The 20,480-nt window shown below is 64.3% G+C and carries 19 protein-coding genes; 9 read left to right on the top strand and 10 right to left on the bottom strand.

What is annotated here, in order from left to right:
• Nucleotides 1-34: 34 nt before the first annotated feature.
• The 3 genes from ACIPY3_RS16900 to ppk2 all read left to right on the top strand — a co-directional run bounded on the left by ACIPY3_RS16900 (nt 35) and on the right by ppk2 (nt 3,418).
• The gene (locus ACIPY3_RS16900) at nt 35-1,393 is read left to right on the top strand and encodes a hemolysin family protein (protein ID WP_400335996.1); all 1,359 of its coding nucleotides are present in this window, start codon (nt 35-37) and stop codon (nt 1,391-1,393) included.
• On the top strand, nt 1,386-2,426 hold the full coding sequence (locus tag ACIPY3_RS16895; protein WP_400335995.1) for a hemolysin family protein: 1,041 nt from the start codon (nt 1,386-1,388) through the stop codon (nt 2,424-2,426). The genes ACIPY3_RS16900 and ACIPY3_RS16895 overlap by 8 nt, the downstream gene beginning before the upstream one ends.
• Nucleotides 2,427-2,524: 98 nt before the next feature.
• Nucleotides 2,525-3,418 (top strand): polyphosphate kinase 2, encoded by an 894-nt coding sequence (ppk2, locus tag ACIPY3_RS16890; RefSeq protein ID WP_193594428.1) that lies wholly within the window; start codon nt 2,525-2,527, stop codon nt 3,416-3,418.
• A gap of 44 nt (nt 3,419-3,462) precedes the next feature.
• Here the strand turns inward: ppk2 and ACIPY3_RS16885 are convergent, their stop codons facing one another.
• Genes ACIPY3_RS16885 through ACIPY3_RS16865 form a run of 5 tightly spaced genes read right to left on the bottom strand, consistent with a single transcriptional unit; the run spans nt 3,463 to nt 9,073 of the window.
• Nucleotides 3,463-5,010: a carboxyl transferase domain-containing protein gene (locus ACIPY3_RS16885; RefSeq protein ID WP_400335993.1), complete on the bottom strand. Its 1,548-nt coding sequence runs from the start codon at nt 5,008-5,010 to the stop codon at nt 3,463-3,465.
• Nucleotides 5,011-6,234, bottom strand: coding sequence for a CaiB/BaiF CoA transferase family protein (locus ACIPY3_RS16880; RefSeq protein ID WP_400335991.1), 1,224 nt, complete (start codon nt 6,232-6,234; stop codon nt 5,011-5,013).
• A 34-nt stretch (nt 6,235-6,268) separates the two neighbouring features.
• The gene (locus ACIPY3_RS16875) at nt 6,269-7,495 is read right to left on the bottom strand and encodes an amidohydrolase (RefSeq protein ID WP_400335989.1); all 1,227 of its coding nucleotides are present in this window, start codon (nt 7,493-7,495) and stop codon (nt 6,269-6,271) included.
• A gap of 47 nt (nt 7,496-7,542) precedes the next feature.
• The gene (locus ACIPY3_RS16870) at nt 7,543-8,280 is read right to left on the bottom strand and encodes a hypothetical protein (protein WP_400335987.1); all 738 of its coding nucleotides are present in this window, start codon (nt 8,278-8,280) and stop codon (nt 7,543-7,545) included.
• Between the two features lie 43 nt (nt 8,281-8,323).
• Complete coding sequence (locus tag ACIPY3_RS16865; protein ID WP_400335985.1) at nt 8,324-9,073, bottom strand: DUF5058 family protein; 750 nt, start codon at nt 9,071-9,073, stop codon at nt 8,324-8,326.
• A gap of 274 nt (nt 9,074-9,347) precedes the next feature.
• On the opposite strand from ACIPY3_RS16865, the gene ACIPY3_RS16860 reads away from it, so the two are divergent.
• Nucleotides 9,348-10,796 (top strand): amidase, encoded by a 1,449-nt coding sequence (locus ACIPY3_RS16860; RefSeq protein WP_400335983.1) that lies wholly within the window; start codon nt 9,348-9,350, stop codon nt 10,794-10,796.
• Here ACIPY3_RS16860 and ACIPY3_RS16855 read toward each other — a convergent pair.
• From ACIPY3_RS16855 to ACIPY3_RS16835, 5 genes are all read right to left on the bottom strand, one after another.
• Nucleotides 10,777-11,313 (bottom strand): Lrp/AsnC family transcriptional regulator, encoded by a 537-nt coding sequence (locus ACIPY3_RS16855; protein WP_400335981.1) that lies wholly within the window; start codon nt 11,311-11,313, stop codon nt 10,777-10,779. The two genes, ACIPY3_RS16860 and ACIPY3_RS16855, sit on opposite strands and share 20 nt — an antisense overlap.
• Nucleotides 11,220-11,729, bottom strand: coding sequence for an Lrp/AsnC family transcriptional regulator (locus ACIPY3_RS16850; RefSeq protein ID WP_400335979.1), 510 nt, complete (start codon nt 11,727-11,729; stop codon nt 11,220-11,222). The genes ACIPY3_RS16855 and ACIPY3_RS16850 overlap by 94 nt, the downstream gene beginning before the upstream one ends.
• Nucleotides 11,730-11,953: 224 nt before the next feature.
• Entirely contained in the window at nt 11,954-13,195 is a 1,242-nt protein-coding gene (locus ACIPY3_RS16845; protein WP_400335976.1) for an AGE family epimerase/isomerase, read from the bottom strand.
• A 196-nt stretch (nt 13,196-13,391) separates the two neighbouring features.
• On the bottom strand, nt 13,392-14,174 hold the full coding sequence (locus tag ACIPY3_RS16840; protein ID WP_400335973.1) for a DeoR/GlpR family DNA-binding transcription regulator: 783 nt from the start codon (nt 14,172-14,174) through the stop codon (nt 13,392-13,394).
• Nucleotides 14,175-14,248: 74 nt separating this feature from the next.
• Complete coding sequence (locus ACIPY3_RS16835) at nt 14,249-15,391, bottom strand: Gfo/Idh/MocA family protein (protein ID WP_400335971.1); 1,143 nt, start codon at nt 15,389-15,391, stop codon at nt 14,249-14,251.
• Nucleotides 15,392-15,524: 133 nt separating this feature from the next.
• Between ACIPY3_RS16835 and ACIPY3_RS16830 the strand changes: the two genes are divergently transcribed.
• The 5 genes from ACIPY3_RS16830 (at nt 15,525) to ACIPY3_RS16810 (ending at nt 20,463) form a co-directional block, all read left to right on the top strand.
• Nucleotides 15,525-16,424, top strand: a complete 900-nt coding sequence (locus tag ACIPY3_RS16830) for a PfkB family carbohydrate kinase (RefSeq protein ID WP_400335969.1) — start codon at nt 15,525-15,527, stop codon at nt 16,422-16,424.
• Between the two features lie 16 nt (nt 16,425-16,440).
• Entirely contained in the window at nt 16,441-17,325 is an 885-nt protein-coding gene (locus ACIPY3_RS16825) for an aldolase (RefSeq protein ID WP_400335967.1), read from the top strand.
• A gap of 75 nt (nt 17,326-17,400) precedes the next feature.
• Nucleotides 17,401-18,690, top strand: coding sequence for an ABC transporter substrate-binding protein (locus ACIPY3_RS16820; RefSeq protein WP_400335964.1), 1,290 nt, complete (start codon nt 17,401-17,403; stop codon nt 18,688-18,690).
• On the top strand, nt 18,687-19,643 hold the full coding sequence (locus tag ACIPY3_RS16815; RefSeq protein WP_400335961.1) for a carbohydrate ABC transporter permease: 957 nt from the start codon (nt 18,687-18,689) through the stop codon (nt 19,641-19,643). The genes ACIPY3_RS16820 and ACIPY3_RS16815 overlap by 4 nt, the downstream gene beginning before the upstream one ends.
• 4 nt (nt 19,644-19,647) lie before the next feature.
• Complete coding sequence (locus tag ACIPY3_RS16810) at nt 19,648-20,463, top strand: carbohydrate ABC transporter permease (RefSeq protein WP_400335959.1); 816 nt, start codon at nt 19,648-19,650, stop codon at nt 20,461-20,463.
• Nucleotides 20,464-20,480: the final 17 nt, after the last annotated feature.

The following is a 20,480-nucleotide window of genomic DNA, read 5'->3' as shown; positions in this document are numbered from 1 at the left end:
GGATTGCCGGTCCACACGGGAGAGGGGCGCCCGAATGTATGAATGGATCATGCTCGGCATAGGCCTTGTCCTCACTGTCGGCACAGGATTCTTCGTCGCTTCCGAGTTTGCGCTGGTCAATCTGGACCGCACTGAACTCGAAGCCCGCCAAGCCCGCGGCGAAAAGCGGCTGGGGCCGACCATCAACGCCCTGAAAATCACGTCGACGCACCTCTCCGGTGCACAGCTCGGCATCACCCTCACCACCCTGCTCACCGGCTATACCTTTGAACCGGCCATCAGCAGCATGCTCCGCGGCCCGCTGCAATCGGCCGGGCTGCCCGAGGCCTTCATTCCCGGCGTCGGTGCGGTGGCAGGTATTTTCCTGGCCACCATCTTCTCCATGGTGATCGGAGAACTGGTTCCCAAGAACTTCGCCTTGGCCTTGCCGCTGGCTACCGCAAAGGTAGTAGTCCCCTTCCAGGCCCTCTTCACCACAGTGTTCAAACCGGCAATCCTGCTCTTCAACAACACAGCCAACCGCATCATCCGTTCCTTCGGCATTGAGCCCAAGGAGGAACTTTCGGGTGCCAGATCCGCGGAGGAGCTGACCTCCTTGGTGCGGCGCTCAGCGTTGGAAGGCGTCCTGGACCGCGACCATGCCGAGTTGCTGAACCGGACCCTGCGCTTTTCGGAGCATACGGCCGGAGACGTGATGACGCCCCGTATCCGCATGGTAGCCGTGGATTCCGATCACACGGCCGCGGAGATCGTGGAGCTGGCATCGGCCACCGGGTTCTCGCGGTTCCCGGTGATCGGACGCGACCGTGACGACGTTCAGGGAGTCCTCCACGTCAAGCAGGCCTTCGCGGTGCCGCTGGAAGAACGTGGATCCGTTACCGCTACTTCCCTCATGACCGAGCCGTTGTACGTCCCGGAGTCCAAGGACGTGGATGCACTCCTGGTCCTCCTGCGCAAGCAAGGCCTGCAAGTGGCCATTGTCTCCGACGAACACGGCGGAACGGCGGGGATTGTCACCCTTGAGGACCTCGTGGAGGAAATCGTGGGCGAACTCGAGGACGAACACGACCGTGCCAGGGCCGGGGTGGTCCGCAGCGGCCGTTCGGTGACCTTCGACGCATCCCTGCGGCCGGACGAGTTGCTGGACCGGACCGGCATTGTGGTGCCCGAAGGCGAGGAGTACGACACTGTGGCAGGCTTCATGTCCGACCAGCTGGACCGCGTTCCCGAGCTCGGTGACGAGGTGGCCATCTCCGACGGCGTGCTGCGTGTGGAACGGGTAGCCGGCCCCCAGCTGGGACGTATCCGCTTCACACCGGATCCCGACGCGGACACAACCAGCACCCACGACCAGATCATCGACAAGATTTCCGAGGAGCTTGGCCATGAGTGAGTATCTTCCCGGAATCATCTGGCTGGTGATCCTGCTGGTGGTGAACGGGTTCTTCGTTGGCGCCGAGTTTGCCGTGATCTCCGCCCGGCGTTCCCAGATCGAGCCCAAGGCCGAGGCCGGCAGCAAGGCCGCCAAAACCACACTGTGGGCCATGGAACACGCCACCCTGATGCTGGCGACGAGCCAGTTGGGCATCACGGTATGTTCGCTGGTGATCCTCAATGTGTCCGAACCGGCCATCCACCACCTGCTGGAAGTTCCCTTGGGGCTTACGTCCCTGCCGGCCGAGGCAATCAGCATCATTGCCTTTGCCGTCGCGCTCCTGCTGGTGACCTTCCTGCACGTTGTGGTGGGCGAAATGGTCCCCAAGAACATTTCGTTTTCCGTGCCGACCCGTGCTGCCCTGATCCTGGCGCCTCCCCTGGTCTTGGTGGCCAAGGTGTTCAAGCCTGTGATCTGGACGCTGAACGGGATCGCTAACTCCATCCTTCGGCTGTTCCGCGTGGAACCCAAGGACGAGGCGACCAGCGCCTACACCTTGGACGAAGTGGCAACCATCGTGGAGCAGTCCACGCGGGTTGGAACACTCAATGACACCAGCGGAACACTGACTGCCGCCTTCGAGTTCACGGCAAAGACCGTGGCCGACGTGGAGGTTCCGATCGCCGAGATGGTGCTTCTGCCGGCCACGTCATCGCCGGCGGACATCCAGCGGACGGTTGCTGAGCACGGCTACTCCCGGTACATCCTGACGGACACGGACAGGCAGCCTTCCGGCTACCTCCACCTCAAGGACGTCATGGACCTGACCACGCCGGAGAAGTTCAGCAGTCCGGTACCGGAAAAACGCATCCGTCGCCTGGCTTCCGTTTATGTAGGCAGCGAACTTGAAGATGCCCTGGCGTCCATGCGCAGGAGCGGAGCCCACGTTGCCCGCGTCTTCAATGCCGAAGGTGCCACCACCGGCATGCTGTTCCTCGAGGACATCATCGAAGAACTCGTGGGCGAGGTACAGGACGTGACAAGCGCCTAACGACGCATGGGTCACCGCGGCCGGACGCTTTGGGGCGTTCGGCCGCGGTGACTTCCTGTATTCACGGTACGTTAACTTCCCGGCGCTACGTTCTGGCCATGACTGCTCTTGGCTCCAACCTCCACGGCTTCTCGGTCCTGGACGATGACGACGATGATCCCGTGTTGCTCGGCCCCGACGGCGTGCTGGTGGATACCTGGCGCGAGGGCTACCCCTATGCGGCCCGCCTGGACCGTGAAACGTACGAGTCGGAGAAGCGGCTGCTCCAGATCGAACTCCTCAAGCTGCAGAAGTGGGTCAAGTCCACGGGTCGCCGGGTTGTGATGGTTTTCGAGGGCCGGGACGCCGCAGGCAAGGGCGGCACCATCAAGCGTTTCACCGAGCACCTGAATCCCCGTGGTGCCCGGATAGTCGCCTTGGAGAAGCCCAGTGAGCGCGAACAGTCCCAGTGGTACTTCCAGCGCTATGTCTCGCACCTGCCTGCGGCCGGCGAGATGGTCATGTTCGACCGGTCTTGGTACAACCGGGCTGGCGTGGAGCGCGTGATGTCCTTCTGTACCGAGGAGCAATACGAGAACTTCCTCCACCAAGCACCCATTTTCGAGAAGCTGTTGGTGGACGACGGCATTGACGTGGTCAAGTTTTGGTTCTCTGTCTCCCGCACCGAGCAACTGACACGGTTCACCATCCGGCAGGTAGATCCAGTCCGGCAGTGGAAGCTCTCCCCCATGGACTTGGCGTCGCTGGACAAGTGGGGTTCGTACACTGCCGCGAAAGAAGCCATGTTCCTCGAAACGGACACGGACTGGGCGCCGTGGACGGTGGTGAAGAGCAATGACAAGAAGCGCGCACGCCTCGAAGCAATGCGGCACGTCCTCAACCGCTTCGATTACACCGGCAAGGACGTGGAACTGGTGGGCACACCCGATGCACTGATCGTAGGCCCTGCTTCGAGGATCTTCGAAGACGGCGAGACCCCGGGCAGCCACTAGCGGAAAACGCCCGACGGCGGGACTCAGCTCCCGTTGTGTGGGGGCTACGAGACCAGGGCACGATACCTTGCACGGCGGGCCTGCAGCCGCGGGGATCGCGGACCTGCCAGCGCTTGGAGTTCGACGGCGATCACGTCACCGAGGCGTCGGCAGAACTCCACCGGCTCGGCAGCGGCATCGGGGCATTCTTCCACTACCACGTCCACCACTCCCCTGCCCGCGAGCGCAGCCGCCGTGATGCCCTGGCTTTCTGCGAGCGCCGGGGCCTGCGACGTGGTCCGGTGGACGATGGCCGACGCACCCTCGGGTGGCAAGGGGGCGAGCCACGCGTGTTGCGCGGCGACGGTCCGGTCGGCGGGCAGGAGGGCCAAGGCTCCCCCGCCGGTCCCCTGCCCGAGGAGCACGGACAAGGTGGGGGTGGACAGTCCAAGGAGGTCGTACAGGGACCGTGCAATCTCGGCGGCGAGCCCGCCTTCCTCTGCTTCCTTGGACAACGCCGCACCAGGAGTGTCGATGACAGTGACCAGGGGAAGCCCGAGTTCCGACGCCAGCCGCATCCCCCGCCGGGCGTCCCGCAACGAAGCCGGTCCCATGGACCTCCCGGAATCGTGCCCCACCACAACGCACGGTTTGGCCCCGAAGCTTGCGAGGGCCACCAGGATCCCGTTCTCCTTGGCACCGTCTCCGGCGCCCCGCAGGAGCACAACGCTTCCCGCTGCTTGCTGCAATAACCCCGCGGTGGAAGGGCGTAGTGGGTTCCTCGAACGTTGCACCGAGTCCCACGCTGCCGGCAGCTCCGCCGGGTGAAGCGGCGCGGTGGGAACCTGCGCGGCGGGATCGTTCGCCCCGGCCGCGCCAACGCCGGCAGCGAACGTCCCAGCAACCGCTCCCACACCGCCGGGCGCCAGCAACAGGTCCAGCACCCGGCCGAAGTAGTCGTGGAGCCCCTTGGGCGGAACCACCGCGTCCACGAGCCCGTGATCGAACAGGTTCTCGGCGGTCTGGACACCGCTGGGGAACTCTTCGCCGTGGAGCGCTGAATAGACCCGCGGGCCAAGGAACCCCAGCAGGGCACCCGGCTCGGCAGCGGTGACGTGCCCCAGCGAGCCCCAGGACGCCATGACTCCCCCGGTGGTCGGGTGCCTCAGATAGACCAAGTAAGGAAGCCCGGCGTCCCGATGGGCCTGGACTGCAGCCACGATTTCCACCATGGCAAGGAACGCGCTGGTTCCTTCCTGCATACGGGTGCCACCGGAGGCGGGCATCGCCACGAGCGGCAGGCCGAGGTGGGTTGCGCGTTCGACGGCGGCAACGAGCCTTTGTGCCGCATCCCGCCCGATGGAGCCGGCCAGGAAAGCGAAGTCGGAGACGACGACGGCGACGCGGTGGTTCCGTATCCGGCCCTCGCCGGTGAGCACCGATTCGTCACTGCCGGACTTGTCGCGTGCGGCAACCAGGTCTGCGGCGTACGCAGAGTCAGAGCCAACCACCCCACGAGCCGGGGCGTCCCACGAAACGAAAGTACCGGCGTCGAGCGTTTCCTCAAGCAGTTCCCGCGCCCCGAGGCGGCGGCGTGTGGCCGTGGCGGTCATTCAGTACTCCTCCCCTGTGGACAGCCACTCGCGAATGCTTGTGTCGTGCTCGTTGAGCAGCGGCGGTGCCGTGTGGGCACGGCGGGTGGATTCGGCTCCGGAGGCGTTGTCGAAGAAGCGCAGCGGCGGGCCGGGCAAAGTGACCGAGCCAAGGAGCGGGTGTTCCACGTCCACCAGCAACCCCTGGGATGCCACCTGGGGCCACTCATACACTTCCTTCAGGGACCGGACCTTGCCCGCGGGAATGCCTGCGTCGGCGAGCTTCGCGAGGAGCGGCTCGGCGTCGTACCCCGCAAAGGCCGCTTCCACGACGCCGATGACCTTGGAGCGGTTCCGCACCCGGTCCGCATTACTGGCGAGGCCCTCAGCCGACGGATTAAGGCCAAAGGTGGACGTAAAAGCTCCCCAGAGCTTCTCGCTGCCGACACTGATCTGCACGCTCCCGTTGCGGCAGCGGAAGAGGCCGTACGGCGCGATCGAAGGGTGATGGTTGCCCTGCGCTTCGGGCGACTCCCCCGCCACGGTGACCTTGGTCCCCTGGAACGCGTGCACCCCGACGAGGGACGCCAGCAAGGAAGTCCGCACCACTTGCCCCTGCCCGGTCCGTTCGCGTTCCAGCAGGGCCGCGACCACCCCGTAGGCGCCGTACATGCCGGACAGGAGATCGGCGATCGGTACCCCGACGCGTTGGGGATCGTCGGGGCCGGAGCCTGTAAGCGACATGATCCCGGCTTCGCCCTGCAGGATCTGGTCGTAGCCGCTGCGGTGGGATTCGGGTCCGTCATGGCCGAAACCGGTGATGGACAGGATAACCAGCCGGGGGTTGATGGCGTGCATGGCATCCGTGCTGAAGCCGAGCCGTTCCAGGACTCCGGGACGGAAGTTTTCCACCACCACGTCGGCACGTTCCAGCAGCTGCCGGAGGACCTCCCTGCCGTCATCGCTCTTGAGGTCCAGCGCGAGGGATTCCTTGTTGCGGTTGCAGGACAAGAAATACGTGGCCTGCGGATCGTCCTCGGGCCCCACAAACGGCGGCCCCCACCCGCGGGTATCGTCTCCGGTGCCAGGGTTCTCGATCTTGATCACCCGGGCACCGAGGTCGCCCATCATCATGGCGGCGTGCGGGCCGGCGAGTGCGCGGCTGAGGTCCACCACGAGGCGGCCGGAGAGCGGACCGCCGGTGTCCCGGAGGACAGGTGTTGTTTCGGTGAGTACTGAAGTCATGGACATTCCTCGAAGATCAGTTGCCAAAGCAATATCAGTTGCTGAGGCGGGACAGCAGGACGGCGACGGCGGCCGAGACTCCGCCGGCCAAGGAGCCTTCCAACTCGGGGGCGAAGAAGGGCGAATGGTTCACGGGTACCGGCACGGGGCCTTCAAAGGCGGACGCCGGGGTACCACCGAACATCCAGAACACGGACGGCACACCGATCGCGGTCCCCAGGTGGCCGAAGTCCTCGCTCCCCATCATCGGCGGGGTGACCTCCACGGACTCATCCCCCAGCGCACCGCGCAATGCCTCAAGAACGGACGGAACGGCGTCGGGGTCGTTGTAGCACTGCGGGAAGCGGTACAGCTCCTCGATCTGAGGAGCGGGCGCACCGGACGCGGCAGCTTCGGCCGCGATGATGCGGCGGACGGCGGCGAGGACCTGGCCACGGACGTCCTCGTCGAAGGTGCGGATGTTGAGCGTGAACTCCGCCAAGGCCGGGATGATGTTTTCCTTGAGTCCGGCGTGGAATGTCCCGACGGTCACGACGGCGGACTTCCGCGGGTCCAGCTCGCGGGACACGATGGTCTGCAGCCGCGTGACCATATGCGCCGCCATGACGATGGGATCGATCGAGTCCTGCGGCTGCGAACCGTGGGATTGCTGGCCGTGGACAGTGACCCTGAGCGAATCCGCCATGGCCGCGACCGGGCCGCTTGAGATGGACACCGTACCCACCGGGCGGGGCATGACGTGCTGCCCGAACACCACGTCCGGGCGCGGAGCTTTGTCCCACAGCCCGTCGTCGAGCATGGCCAAGGCGCCTGCCGCGGTCTCTTCACCGGGCTGGAAAATCAGTACCAGGGTCCCGGACCACGCATCCCGGTTTCCGACGAGGATTTCGGTGGCTCCCAGCAGGCTCGCCACATGGGTGTCATGGCCGCAACCGTGCATCACGGGAACCTCTGCGCCGTCCAGCATGCCTTTGTCCGTGCTGGCGTACTCCAGCCCGGTGGCTTCCTCGATGGGCAGGCCGTCGGTATCGGCACGGAACGCGACCACCGGTCCTTCCCCGTTCCGCAGGACACCCACCACTCCGGTGCCGCCGCAGCGGAAATGCTCCACGCCCAAACGGTCGAGTTGTTCCTCGATGAGTTGCGCGGTGGCGTGCTCCTGCATGGAGAGCTCGGGATGGGCGTGGAGGCGGCGGTACAGGGCGTGGAGCTTGGTGGTCTGTTCGCTGTCGAGTTCCAGGGCGGTGGCGGTTTGCGTCATGGTGTTCTTCTTTCTGGTGCGTTCTGTGGGTTTGCCGTGCAGCTCGGCTACTCGATGTGGATGGGCTTGGCGGCCGCCACCTGCTTTCCGCGGAAGAACCAGGCCAGCAGGATGGTGCCAAGCACGGCGATGGCGGTGGACACCATGGCGAGTGACGGCACCAGCGGCAGGACCACGAACACGACGACGGCCGACACCAGGAGCGCGAAGACGGTGGTGCGGGGCTGCTTCATGGAAACGATGGCCTGCACGAGCACTGCGCCCAGGACAGTCGGCAGAACGTACAGCCGCGTGACCGTCAGCACCGACGGCGGAATGACGCTGATCAGCCAGCTGCCCAGCAGTCCCACGAAGATCGCGAGCGACGTCAGGTGGACCACGGCGGCACCACAGATAGCCACGACGGCGGCAAGCTCGGCGCGCTTGCTGCCCGGCTTTGCGCCGATGTTGGTCTGCGCGATGAGGGCGGCAGGGAGGAGCTTGTTGGAGATATTGCCGATCATGAAGGCCTGGTACATGGCGGCCGGGCCCAGGATCGGGAAGTAGGTCAGCGGTTCGACGATCCAGATGATCCCGAACGTTGCGGCCACTGCGGCGAAGGCAATCCACAATTGGGCGGGTCCGATGTCCAGTCCGCTCGCGAAAACGAGGTACAGCGGACCGGCCACGGAGATCAACAGTCCGGCAATCATGGTGATCTGGCCCCAGCGGGACGTGGTGCGGTTGAACTCGGCCATGGCCGTGCCGGTGGTGGGGGTGATGGCGGCAGAAGTTGTGGAAGTCATGAGGGTGTTCCCTTCACTCAAAGGTGCTCAGTGCTTTGCGGGGTCAGGCGCCGGCGGCGAGGAAAGCCGCGCCCAGGCCGATGACGATGGAGAAGCCAAGGCCCCATTCGCGCAGCCAGCTCTTGCCGAGCTTCTTGGCGAGCAGCAAGCAGAGGCCCATGACCGCGGCGGAGACCAGGAAGGACAGGACGTGGATGCTGGACTTGGGAAGTTCCGTGAGGCCGAGGCAGGAGAAGGCACCGATGAGCGCAGCGGCGGGAACAATCGCCATCGCTGCCGGGTTCACGGAGCGGATCTTGGCGTCGCCCTTGCGGAGCACCGGAGTGAGGATGAGGGTTGCGAGCATCCACATGGCCCCGCCGATGCTCATGGCGAAGAAGGCCACGGCGAAGACGCTTTGGGTGTAGCTGGCATCACCGAGCTTGGCTCCCATGGAACCGGCGGCGATTCCGGCAGCGGAGACGTCGTAGGCAGCTGAACCGATCAGGCCGATCCGGGACAAGACTGCCGGGGCTCCGAACAGGCCAAGCAGCGCAATGGCCACGAGCGAGACTGCCAAGGAGGGTCCGATCGCGGAGACGGCCCCGGAGCGGAAAGACGTTTTGATGTCCTGTGCACTCATCTCCACCGAGGGAGCTGCACGACGTGCCGCCTTCATGAAGATGACGGACTGGATGATGATGACACCGAAGACACCGGCCACGCAGATCCACAGGACGGGGTTGTTGGCGATGGCAAGGATGTCCGTTGAACTGTTGGATGCGAGCGGTTGAAGTGCCAGGGGTTGGTGCATGGAAACCTCCGGTTGCGGGCCCCGCGCATTCACATCCGAACCACGTTGTAGCGGCTGTTTCCTGCTGAGGGGGCAAATCCAGGCCCACCGACCAGATCGGCCAGCGGGTTAGGAACACCTTCCGCTATGAGCCGGATCACACACAATAGCTGACGGAATCAGCCATCTAGTTGGCTGATACGGTCAAACGGGACCCTTGCAGCACGCGGGGCTTCCACTGGCTCAGTGTGACTCGGCACACTTTCAGGCAGCGACCATCCAGCAAAGGAGCACCATGCCCGAGACCATTGGCGAGCTGTCCGCCGTCGAACTCACCGCCGCAATCCGCACGAAGGAAATCTCGGCCCGCGAGGCCCTTGCCGCTCATCTTGGCCGGATCGAGGAGGTCAATCCGGTGATCAACGCCGTGGTGACCCTGGACCCCGAAGGCGCGCAGGCGCTGGCGCACCACGCCGACCAGCTGACAGCCGCCGGGGCCGAACTGCCGCCATTGCACGGCCTGCCCATGACGCACAAGGACACCAACAACACTGCCGGGATGCGCACCACCCAAGGCTCCCTCGCCTTGCGTGACTATGTGCCCGACGCCGACGACCTCATCATTGCCCGGCTCAAGGCAGCCGGCGTGGTGAGTACAGGCAAGTCAAACGTCCCGGAATTCGGCGCGGGCTCGCACACCTTCAACGACCTCTTCGGGACCACCACCAATCCGTACGCGCCCACCCTGAGCGCCGGCGGCAGCAGCGGCGGGGTTGCCGCCGTCGTCGCTTCACGCGTCCAAAGCATCGGTGACGGCAGCGACATGGGCGGTTCGCTCCGCATCCCGGCGTCTTTTTGCAACGTGGTGGGTTTCAGGCCGTCGACGGCGGTGATCCCCATGCCGTCCGACGTCAACGCCTACGCATGGCTGGGACGGACGGGGCCGATGGCACGGACCGTGGAGGACATTGCCTTGTTCATGTCCGTCACGGCCGGTCCGGATCCGCGCGTCCCCCACCCGGCGGGGCTTGAGCCGGAGGTGTTCCGGTCCTCGCTGGAAACAGATATGCGTGGCGTGCGAATCGGCTGGTCGCGGGACTTTGGCATTGGCGTGCCGGTGGAACCCGAAATCCTGGAGCACCTGGAACGGCAGCTCAGGGTTTTCGAGGAACTGGGGGCGATCGTGGAGGAAGCCACACCGGACTTCAGCGAAGCAGACCTGGTGTTCGGCAATACGCGGGCCATGGATTTCGCGGCAGGGCTGGGGCCGCTCCTGGAAAGGGCCGGGGACGTGATCAAGCCCGAGGTGCACTGGAACGTGAACAAGGGACTCGCGCTGACGGCCCGGGACCTGATCGAAACCGCGGCTGCGCGGACCCGGCTTGAAGCAGGAGTTCAGTCATTCTTCAGCCGCTATGACCTCTTCGCGAGTCCCTGCGCCCAAGTCCTGCCATTCGATGCGACGCTGCGGTACCCGGGCTCTGTTGCCGGAACACCGTCGGAAACGTATCTGGACTGGATGCGTTCGGCGTGCGTGCTTTCCGCAACCGGCCTTCCGGTGCTGAGCGTGCCCGCGGGCTTCAGCTCGACCGGTTTGCCCATTGGACTCCAGCTGGCCGGCAATCACTACACGGACATGCAGTTGCTCCGCTGGGGCCGGGCCTTCGAGCAGCAGACGGGGTACGCCGCCGTCGCGCCCGTTATCGCTGCTGACGTGCCGGCCCTTACGACGGTGCCCGCATAAAGCGGCCACCGCGCTTCTGGGCGTCGAGCAGGATGGAGACATCTACGCCGGATGCGTACTGTGCCCACTCCGAAGCAGTGATGAACCGGTAAAGGGCGGACATATCCCCCACGGTGACATCGGCGATCACCTGGTAGTCGCCTGCTATGGCCGCGGCGTAGCGGACCATGGGGAGTTCGGCGAGGCTCTTTCCCAGTTGTTCAACGTGCTGTGGCGCGGCCCGGATCCAGAGCAGGGCTTCAACGGCGAGGCCGAAAGCTGCCGGTTCGATCACCACCCGCAAATGGACCTGGTTGTTGGCGAGGAGCCACTCGCTGCGGCGGCGGGCGGTGGCTTCCGAGACGCCCACCCGACGGCCCAGCGCCTCGAAGCTCATCCGGCCGTCGGCGCACAAGGCTTCCACGATCTCGTTGTCCTGGCGGCTCAGTTCCTTCTGGGCTTCCAGGATGCCCGAGTCCACGGTGAGGTGTGACCGCAGTGCCTCGGCCGGTCCGCGCTGAGGATTTCCGGCCGCCACCCCCGGATAGTGCGGAAGTATCGCAGGACCGGGTAGCTGGTTGAATCCCTGAGGCCGATGGTGGACGGAAGTTCGTCCGAGAGCACGTCGGCCATGTGCCCGGGGTCCGTCATGATCTCGGCCACGCAATCACCGGTGCCCGTTGTGGTGTAGACGAATGTGATGTCTTTTCGCTGGGCCAGGGCTTTCGCAGCCGTCCGCACCGTCCCAGGAATGCACCGCATCTCGAAGAGCACGGCTGCCGGCTTCGGCCGCACGCCCACCACCGCAACCGCTCCCGACTCCAGGAGTTGGGAGCCCCGGCGCGCAACTGTTCGCTCGGCTTCCCCCAACACCGCAGCCATCTTGCGCCACGGGCAGCGCGGGTCGATCTGGAGGGCGGCCACGATCTGCCGTTCCAATGCGTCAAACAACACCGTGGGCGCTCCGTTCGGTTCGTTGGAGCCTCGGTTTCTGTCACGGGCCCACAGACAGAATATAAGGGCGCCACCCAGCCGGAGCCCACCCAGCCGGGGCGACAGGCAAGTCCTGGCACCCCGGCCCTACCGCGCAGGTCGTCCCATGGCAGGGGAAAGTCAAAATGGTCCCCCGGTCCGCCTTCCCCGTATTGATGTCACGTGCCCGGGGTTGACGCAGCAGCTTAGTGGAGGCGCGAGTCCAGCAACCCGGCCGCGAGTGCCGGAGCCAGGCCAGGCGCCAGTGGGAGCCTTGGAACAACGAGGCAGTGCCACAAGTGATAGATATCTGCCTTGCCTGACCACACGGTCGAGGCCACGTTTCCTTGCTCGTCCAGTTCCTGTTTCCAGGAGCCATGCTCGTAGTCGATGAACCAGTCGCGGGCGTGGTCCCAGATCCGCTCGTACCAGTCCGCGTAGCTCTCATCTCCGGTGGCCATGTACAGCGCGGCAGCACCGCCGATCGCCTCCACCGGCACCCACCGGATGCGGGACGTGACAACGGGCTTGCCCTCCCAGTCCACGGAGTACACGAACCCGGGATGGCCGTCCGGCTCCCAGGCATCGCGGATGGCGGCGTCGAACAGGCCCCGGGCGTCCTCCGTCAGCCAGGACGGGGCCTGCAGGCCCCGGGCCTCAAGGCCGGCGCGGAGGTGCAGGAGCAAGCGCGCCCATTCCACCCAGTGGCCAGGCGTTCCGCCGTAGGCCCGGAACTGGCTTGCGCGGTCGTCTGTGTTGTACTCCGGAATCGGATTCCATTCCGGGTCGAAGTGCTCGAAAACGCGGTAGTTGTTGTTCCGCGCGAACTGATGGATGAGCACTTCGGCGATGTGCAGGGCACGTTCGATCCAGCGGTTCTCGCCCGTTACGTCAGCAACAATGAGGTAGGCCTCCACGGAGTGCATGCTGGCGTTTCCGCCACGGTAAGCCTCGGTTTCCGTGAAGTCGCGGTTCCAGGAGTCGAAGCACATGTTGGCTTCATGGTCCCAAAACTTGGTGTCGGCTATGTGCAAGGCTTCGTCGAGCAGCTCCTGCGCGCCAGGCCGCCGGGCAGCCACAGCGCTGGCTGCTGCCAGGAGCACGAACGAGTGCTGGTAGCCGGACTTAGCGTCGTTCACGGGCCCGTTTTGGTCCACCTCGGCGTACCAACCGCCATGCTCACTGTCCCGGAATACTCCGTTGAGCGCGGCAATGCCGTGGTCCACCAGGGATGCCGCGCCTGGCCGTCCCATCAAGGCTGCAACTGCGAAACTGTGGACCATGCGGGCAGTGATCCAGAGGTGGGTCGGCTTGCCCGCGTCCACCTTGCCGTAGTTGTCCAGCCAACCGAATCCTGTGGCAACCTTTGAACCGGCTGCGAAGTTAACGAGCCGATCCGTTTCTGCTTCGAGCCAACGTGCGTGAGCGGCGCTGTTCAGCCACGTCATGTGCATCTCCTCAATGATTTTGGGGCCACCAAAGGGGGCCCGTTGTGGACTTCACTCCCGATGATCGAATTCCACCAAGGTTTAGTCTGATTTCTGACACTGAAGGTCAGTGGACAACTGACGGTCAGTGGACAACTGACGGTCAGTGGGTAAACAGGAGCCTTTGGCTCCAGCAGTCAGGGCCGCTGCGGTGCGGTCAGGCCGCCACGATCAGTTTCACGTCGGCCGCTTTCAGCGCGGCCTCAATTTCCTGTGGCGGCGGCGCGTCCGTCACCAAGACGTCGACCGCATCAAATACGGCCAGTTTGGCCAGCGCATACCGCAGCATTTTCTGGTGCGTGGCCACCACCACCACCTGCTCGGCCGATGCCATGAGCGCAAGCTTCGTGGCCCGTTCAACATCACGTTCAATGTAGAACGCTTCATCATGGATCCCGCTGACGCCGATGAAGGCGGTCTTGGCACGCAGGCCTTGGGCGGCACTGACGGTCATGGGACCGTTGAACGCCTGGCTGTCCAGCAGCAGTTCGCCACCCAGGCAAATGGTCCGCGCGGACGTCAGTTGCAGGCACCGCTGTATGGCCGGTGCCGAATGGGTGATGATCGTGCCCATGAAGGACGCCGGCAGTTCCTGTGCGATCTGGTAGGTGGTGGTTCCTGCGTCAAGGATGATGGCGTCACGTTCGGCCACCATGTCCACACAGGCCTTGGCAACACGCTGCTTGGCGTCGGCATCTTCGCGGGCCCGCGCCGCGAAGTCAGCGTTTTGTCCGTGTCCTTCGACCGCGCTTACCCCGCCATGCACCACCTTGACCAGCCCCAGCTTGGACAGCGCCCGGGTGTCGCGGCGGACTGTCATGTCCGAGACGTCGAACGTCCCGGCCAAATCCGCCGTGGAAAGGAATCCCCTTCGGCCGAGCTCGTCCAGAATGGTGCGCTGACGCGGCGTCAGCGGCGCCTCTTCCCGTGCGATGCTCATGGCCTCCCCTTTCCTCTCATGTCCTTGGACGTTCCAGGGTGTCGCAAAGTGTTGCAATTCCAACACAATCCTACTTACTTCCGGGCGCCAACCATCGGTGCCTGGAGTTCAATGGCGCGTCCTTCCACAATGGACCGCTCGGCTGCAAGGCCCATCCTGACGGATTGAAGGCCGTCCGCCACCGTCACATCCACCGGCCCCTCACCCAGTATGGCCTTCCGGTAGCCGAGGTGCTCGTAGTAGGTGGAACCGTGGTGCGCCCCTGCGGCAAGGACTGCCTCGTCCACCGGAACGTCGTGCTTTTCCGGACCCAGCGGCGAGCGCGGACTGAACTCGACGGTGGCTTCAGTTTCGTCGCCTTCGATCCAGTGGTTGGCGGCCACCGGAATGAGGGTTTCGATCTTGGCTTCGTCCCCCACAATCGAGATGCGTTCCTGGAACTTGGACCCCTCAGCAAACATGGACAGTTCCAGCATGGCCCGGCTTCCGCCCTTGAAATCGACGATCACGTAGGCGTTGTCCACCATGTCGGAGATTCGCCCGTCATAGACCTCGTCGAGGTGGTTCACGTCGTGCCCGCCGCTGGCGTAGACGCGGGTGGGTTCGTCCTGCAGGATCAGGCGCATCAGGTCGAAGAAGTGGCAGCACTTTTCCACCAGGGTGCCGCCGGTGCGCTCGGCGAACCGGTTCCAGGCGTCCACCTTGTGCAGGAACGGGAAGCGGTGTTCGACGATCGAGAGCATGTGGATGGTGCCGAGCTTGCCACCGTGTGCGGCCTGGATGATCTCCTGCACGGGCGGCATGTAGCGGTACTCCATGGCAACCCACACCGGGGCCGGGTACGAGGCGGCCAGCACTTCCAGCTCGTCAGCCTGCTCCGCACTGGTGCACACCGGCTTCTCCACCAGGACCGGCAGGTTGGTGCCGCTGGCGAAGATGTCCTTCAGGATTCCCAAGTGCGTGTCGTTCGGACTCGCGATCACAAGGGCATCCACCAGCCCCGATGCCAGCAGGTCCTGGTGCGAGGAGTACGTCTTCACGTCGTAGCCAATTTCGCGTGACGTCTCTTCGAGGGAGGAGCGCGTGGGATCGGAGACCGCGGTAATGCGGCTTCCTGGAATCAAAGCGAGGTTTCGCACATGTTCGCGGGCCATGTGGCCGGCGCCGATGAGGCCGTAGCGAATGGTCTGGGCTGTTTCCTCAGAGGGCAATGCCATGAGCTGCTCCGTTTCTCTGCGTTGAGTGGGGGACCGACGTTGCATCCCAAACATCACTATACAGAATGTGTTGTTTTTCACACATAGCGTGTGTATATTTTTTCAAACCAGCCCAACTACAACGAGGTGGATCGTGCCCCAACCGTCATCCGGAACCCTGCTCTTCGTCGGGTGTGCCACTTTGGACTCCATCGCACTGGTGCAGGAATACCCCGGTGCCGACAGCCGCACTGTGGCCTCAGATTTTGCGACGGCGGGCGGCGGCCCGGCCGCCACAGCGGCAGTCGCGGCAGCCCGTGCCGGCGCAAAGGCGGCCTTTGCCGGCGTCGTAGGTGAAGACGAGGAAGGCGACCGGATCATCAGCGGCCTCGAAGCTGAGGGCGTGGACACCACAGCCGTCATCCGTGACCCCAAGGTCCAGACGGGCGCCAGCGTGATCGTGGTCAGCCGGTCCACCGAAAGCAGGGCAATCGTGACCCGGCCCGTACCTCCGGTCGAGTTCCCGGCAGGCAGTCGCTTCCATGAGTTGGCGCGAAGTGCCGCTTGGGTCCATGTGGACCACTTGGGCTGGAACGCCATCGCTGATCTGGAGGGCCTGCGGATCAGCGTGGATGCGGGAAACCCCATCCCTGCCTTCAGGCCGGATGGCGTGGCGCTGTATGTGCCCACGATCGAACGCCTGCGGGCCGAGTTCGGTGACCACCTGTCCCCGGAGGCCCTGGTGCAAAAAGCCGTCGACGGCGGTGCGTCCGCCGTCGTGGCGACGGCAGGGTCCGCGGGAGCCTGGGGACTGGAACGGGACGGCGTTCCTTTCCACGTACCGGCAACACCCGCGGAGATCGTCTCCACGCTCGGTGCCGGCGACGTCTACCACGGCGCTATCCTCGCTGCCGTCGCAGCCGGACTCCCGCTGGCAGAAGCAGCAGCCTTCGCCGGCCGCACCGCCACGGCGTCCTGCGCGGGCCTGGACGGTCGCTCCATGATTCCCCGCCAGGCCATCACCCCCGTTTTGACCAGCAATCCCACTGTCTAGCTGAAAGAAGCAGCCCATGAGCACCACCGATCTTTCCCCTCTCCAGCGCCCGTCCGGTGCATTCGCCATGCTGGCAGTGGACCAGCGCGAAGCCATGCGAAACATGTTCGCGGAACACACTGACCAGCCTGTCACCGACGAGGACCTCCGCGACTTCAAGCTTGCGGCGGCCCGGATCCTCACACCGTATGCGTCCGGCGTCCTCATTGATCGCCAGTTCGCGCTGGACCGGGCCATCGAAGCCAACGTGGTTGACCCCAGCTGCGGACTCATCGCCTCAGCCGACCACTTTGAGTCAGCCCACGGCGAATTGGTAGGGGAAGTGACCATCGACAAACTGGTGGATCCCGCAAAATACGCCGCGCTGGGCGCGAAGGCCCTCAAGCTCCTGGTGCTCTACCGACCGGATGAACCCGCCGAAGGCCGCGTGGCAATGGTCCGCGAGTTCGTAGAGAGCTGCAAGTCCGCCGGGCTCATCAGCATCATCGAACCCGTCTCCCGTAAGCCCCTGGCTGGTGGCGATTTCGACTGGAACGCCGGCATCCTTGCCGCGGCCAAGGAACTCGGCAGCCTGGGCGCCGACCTTTACAAGGCAGAGGTTCCGTTCAAGGGCCAAGCACCTGAAGCAGAGGTCCGTGCAGCCTGCGCCGAACTGACCAAGGCCATCGACGGCCCCTGGGTGGTCCTTTCCTCCGGCGTCCCCGAGGACGTCTTCCCTGACGCCGTCCGGTGGGCATGCCTGGAAGGGGCCAGCGGGTTCCTGTCCGGTCGGGCCGTTTGGGCGTCCTGCATCGGCTCCACTGACGTCGTGGAATCCCTGTCCACCGATGCCGTCCGTCGGCTGCAGCGGCTCTGCGCCGTCGTCGACGAGGTGGTTTCCGCACAACGGACCACCGCCTGATCCGTCCCGAAGGCCGCTGGGGCGGCCCATGATCCAAACAACCAGGCACAGCAAACACTCAATGAGGAGAATATTGTGAGTCAGATTTCACGCAGGCAGGCCATGGCCGTTTTCGGTGCCCTGGGTCTCGGTGCGACCGCCGCGGCATGCGCAGGACCTGGCGGTTCCACGGCCCCGGGTGGAGCCTCCGGTCCGGTTGCTCCGTCCACCGGTGACATCACCGGCAAGGTGTCCTTCGCCCACTGGCGTGGCGAAGACAAAGCAGTGTTCGACGAGCTCATCAAGCGCTTCGTGGCGAAGAACAGCGGGGCGGAGGTCACCCAGGATATTTCAACGTCCAACGACTACAACGCCCAGGGTTTGCAGAAGGTCCGGGGCGCGGCCATCGGTGACGCGTTTGCGACGTTCCGCGGCGCACAGTTCAAGAATTTCGGTGAGGCCGGAATCTACACCGAGCTGAAGAACAGCAAGGCGGTGGGGAATTACCAGAAAGGCCTCCTCACGGCCGGGCAGTCCGGAGACAGCCAACTGGGCCTGCCGTACCAAGTGGTCTTCCCCATGCCGATGGCCAACGTGGACCTCTTCGACAAAGCCGGGGCTGAGCTTGCTCCCAAGGACTGGGACGCTTTCCTGGCCATGTGCGAGAAGCTGGCGTCCTCCGGCGTCACGCCCATCTCGTGGCCAGGCGGCGATGTAGGCAACGGTGGCCAGTTGTTCAACTGCATGATCGCCAACAACGCCCCTGTGGACGACATGTGCTCCCAGATCGAACAGGGCAAGCTCAAGTGCACTGACGACTGGTTCATCGCCATGCTGAACCAGTACAAGGACCTGGTACCGTTCCTGCAGTCCAACGCCACAGGCACCGCGGTGGAACCGGCACAGAACCTGTTCTCCCAGGGCAAGGCCGCCATGCTGGCGACGGGGTCCTACCACCTCGCCGCCGTCCGAAATCTGGGCGCAAAGTTCCCCATCGAGCTCGTTTTCCCGAATACGTCCAAGGACGGCAACGCCAAGTATGAGGGTGCCTACAACGCCACGTTCATCCTCGGCGTCAATTCGGCCAGCAAGCACCAGGCCGCCGCGGCAGCCTGGATCGATTTCCTGTCCGAACCCGAAAACGCCGGGTACTACGCCAACCAGACGGCCCAGCACGTGTCCGTCAAGGACGTCGAGTACACGAACGCTGATCTCAAACGCTTGAGCCCGTGGCTGGACAAGAAGACGGCGCTGGCCGCCCGCTTCCAGTTCCGGAACCTGGACGTCCGCAACGCCGTGGAAGCCAGCGCGACGGCGGTCATCTCCGGTACCAGCCCTGAACAGGCGGCCGAAGCCGCCCAGAAGATTGTGGACGAACGGTTATGAGCACCCACACCGGAATGGCTGCCAAGCGCAAGGCACCGGACAGCAGCACGGAAGCTGCCACGAAGAAGCGCCGGTCACCTACCCGTGTGAATCCTGCGCTGTACCTGTTCCCGCTCCCCGCCGTCGCGGTCATCGCGTTCTTCCTGGTGATGCCCACCCTTCAGGCGTTCCAGTATGCCGTCACCGACTGGAACGGCTTCTCGGCAGCGTTCAACTACGTGGGCGTGGACAACTTCATCCGGGCATTTACCAAGGACTCGTTGTTCACCAACGCGCTGACCAACAACCTGAAGTTCGTGTTGCTGGTAGTCATCGCCCAAACTGCCTTCTCGCTCCTGCTCGGCCTGCTCCTCACCAAGAACTCACGAGGCAGCATCCTCCTCCGCGCCTTGTTCTTCTTCCCCACCATCCTGTCCTCTGTCTCCGTGGCCTTCATCTGGAAGTTCATCTACGATCCCAACTTCGGCCTGGCCAACTCGGTCCTCGGTGCCGTGGGCCTGGAAGGCCTGCAGGGGTCCTACCTCGGCGACAACAACCAGGCGCTGTACTGGGTAGCCGTCACCCAGGTGTGGTTCCACGCCGGACAAATGATGGTGGTCTACATTGCAGGGCTGCAGTCCATCCCGCGTGAACTCTACGAGGCAGCGGAAATGGACGGCGCCAACAAATGGCAGCAGTTCAAGTCCATCACGTGGCCCTTCGTCGCCCCGGCAACGTCCATTGTGGTGGCCTACACCACCGTGCAGTCGTTCAAGGCTTTCGACCTGATCCTGGGCATCGCGGGCAATCCGCCCAAGAGCTCCCTGGACATCCTCTCCACCCGCATCTACAGCACCTTCGCCAACTCGGAGTTCGGCTACGCCGCCGCCCAGTCGATCATCTTCATGGCCATGATCGCCTTGGTCACCTGGCTGCAGCGCCGGTTGCTCCGGCTGACCCCGAAGGGGGAGTAACAGCATGCTCGCATCAATCAGCCGCCGCGCCATCCTGGGCATCTACGCGCTCATCATCATCATTCCGCTGACCGTTGTAGGTTTCGGCAGTTTCAAATCCACGCAGGAACTGTTCGAAGGTCCGTTCAGCCTGCCGCAGTCCCTCTCCCCCGCCAACTATGCCGAGGTGATCGGTGGCCAAGACCTGGGTTCCTCCTTCTGGAACAGCGTCATCGTCACCGCCATCTCCGTACCAGTCACGCTCTTTATTGCCAGCCTGGCCGGTTACGCCGTCTCACGGCTCAAGGGTTTTGTGTCCTGGGCGATCTTTGGTTTCCTGGTCCTGGGTATGGCCATTCCCGCCCAGGCCAACATGGTCCCGCTCTACGTACTTTTCGGACGGCTCGGACTGTTGGACAACCTCACGGGACTGATCGTGGCCAACGTGGTCTCGACACTGCCCATCGCCGTGTTCATCCTGGGCGGCTTCATGCGGACGCTGCCCAAGGAACTCTACGAAGCCTCCTCCATCGACGGAACGGGCCCGTGGAAAACCTACGCGTCGATCGCGCTGCCGCTGTCCGCACCATCGATCGCGGCCGCCGCAATCTTCCTGTTCGTCATCCACTGGAACGAACTGCTCTACCCCCTCCTGTTCATCCAGTCCCCCGGAAACCGCACCCTGCCCTTGGCGTTGCTGAGCTTCCAAGGCGAATTCCAGACCAACTACCCGCTGCTGTTCGCAGGAGTCATCCTGGCTTCGCTGCCGGTGGTGGTGGCCTACATCTTCCTGCAGCGCTACTTCGTGGCGGGCATCACCGCCGGCGCCAGCAAGGGATGAGCACAGCACTTACCGAA

The organism is Paenarthrobacter sp. NPDC089714, from assembly GCF_044748905.1.
Taxonomy (GTDB): Bacteria; Actinomycetota; Actinomycetes; order Actinomycetales; family Micrococcaceae; genus Arthrobacter.
Note: the sequence above shows the minus strand (reverse complement) of the source record. Positions and strands in the feature narration are given on the sequence as shown.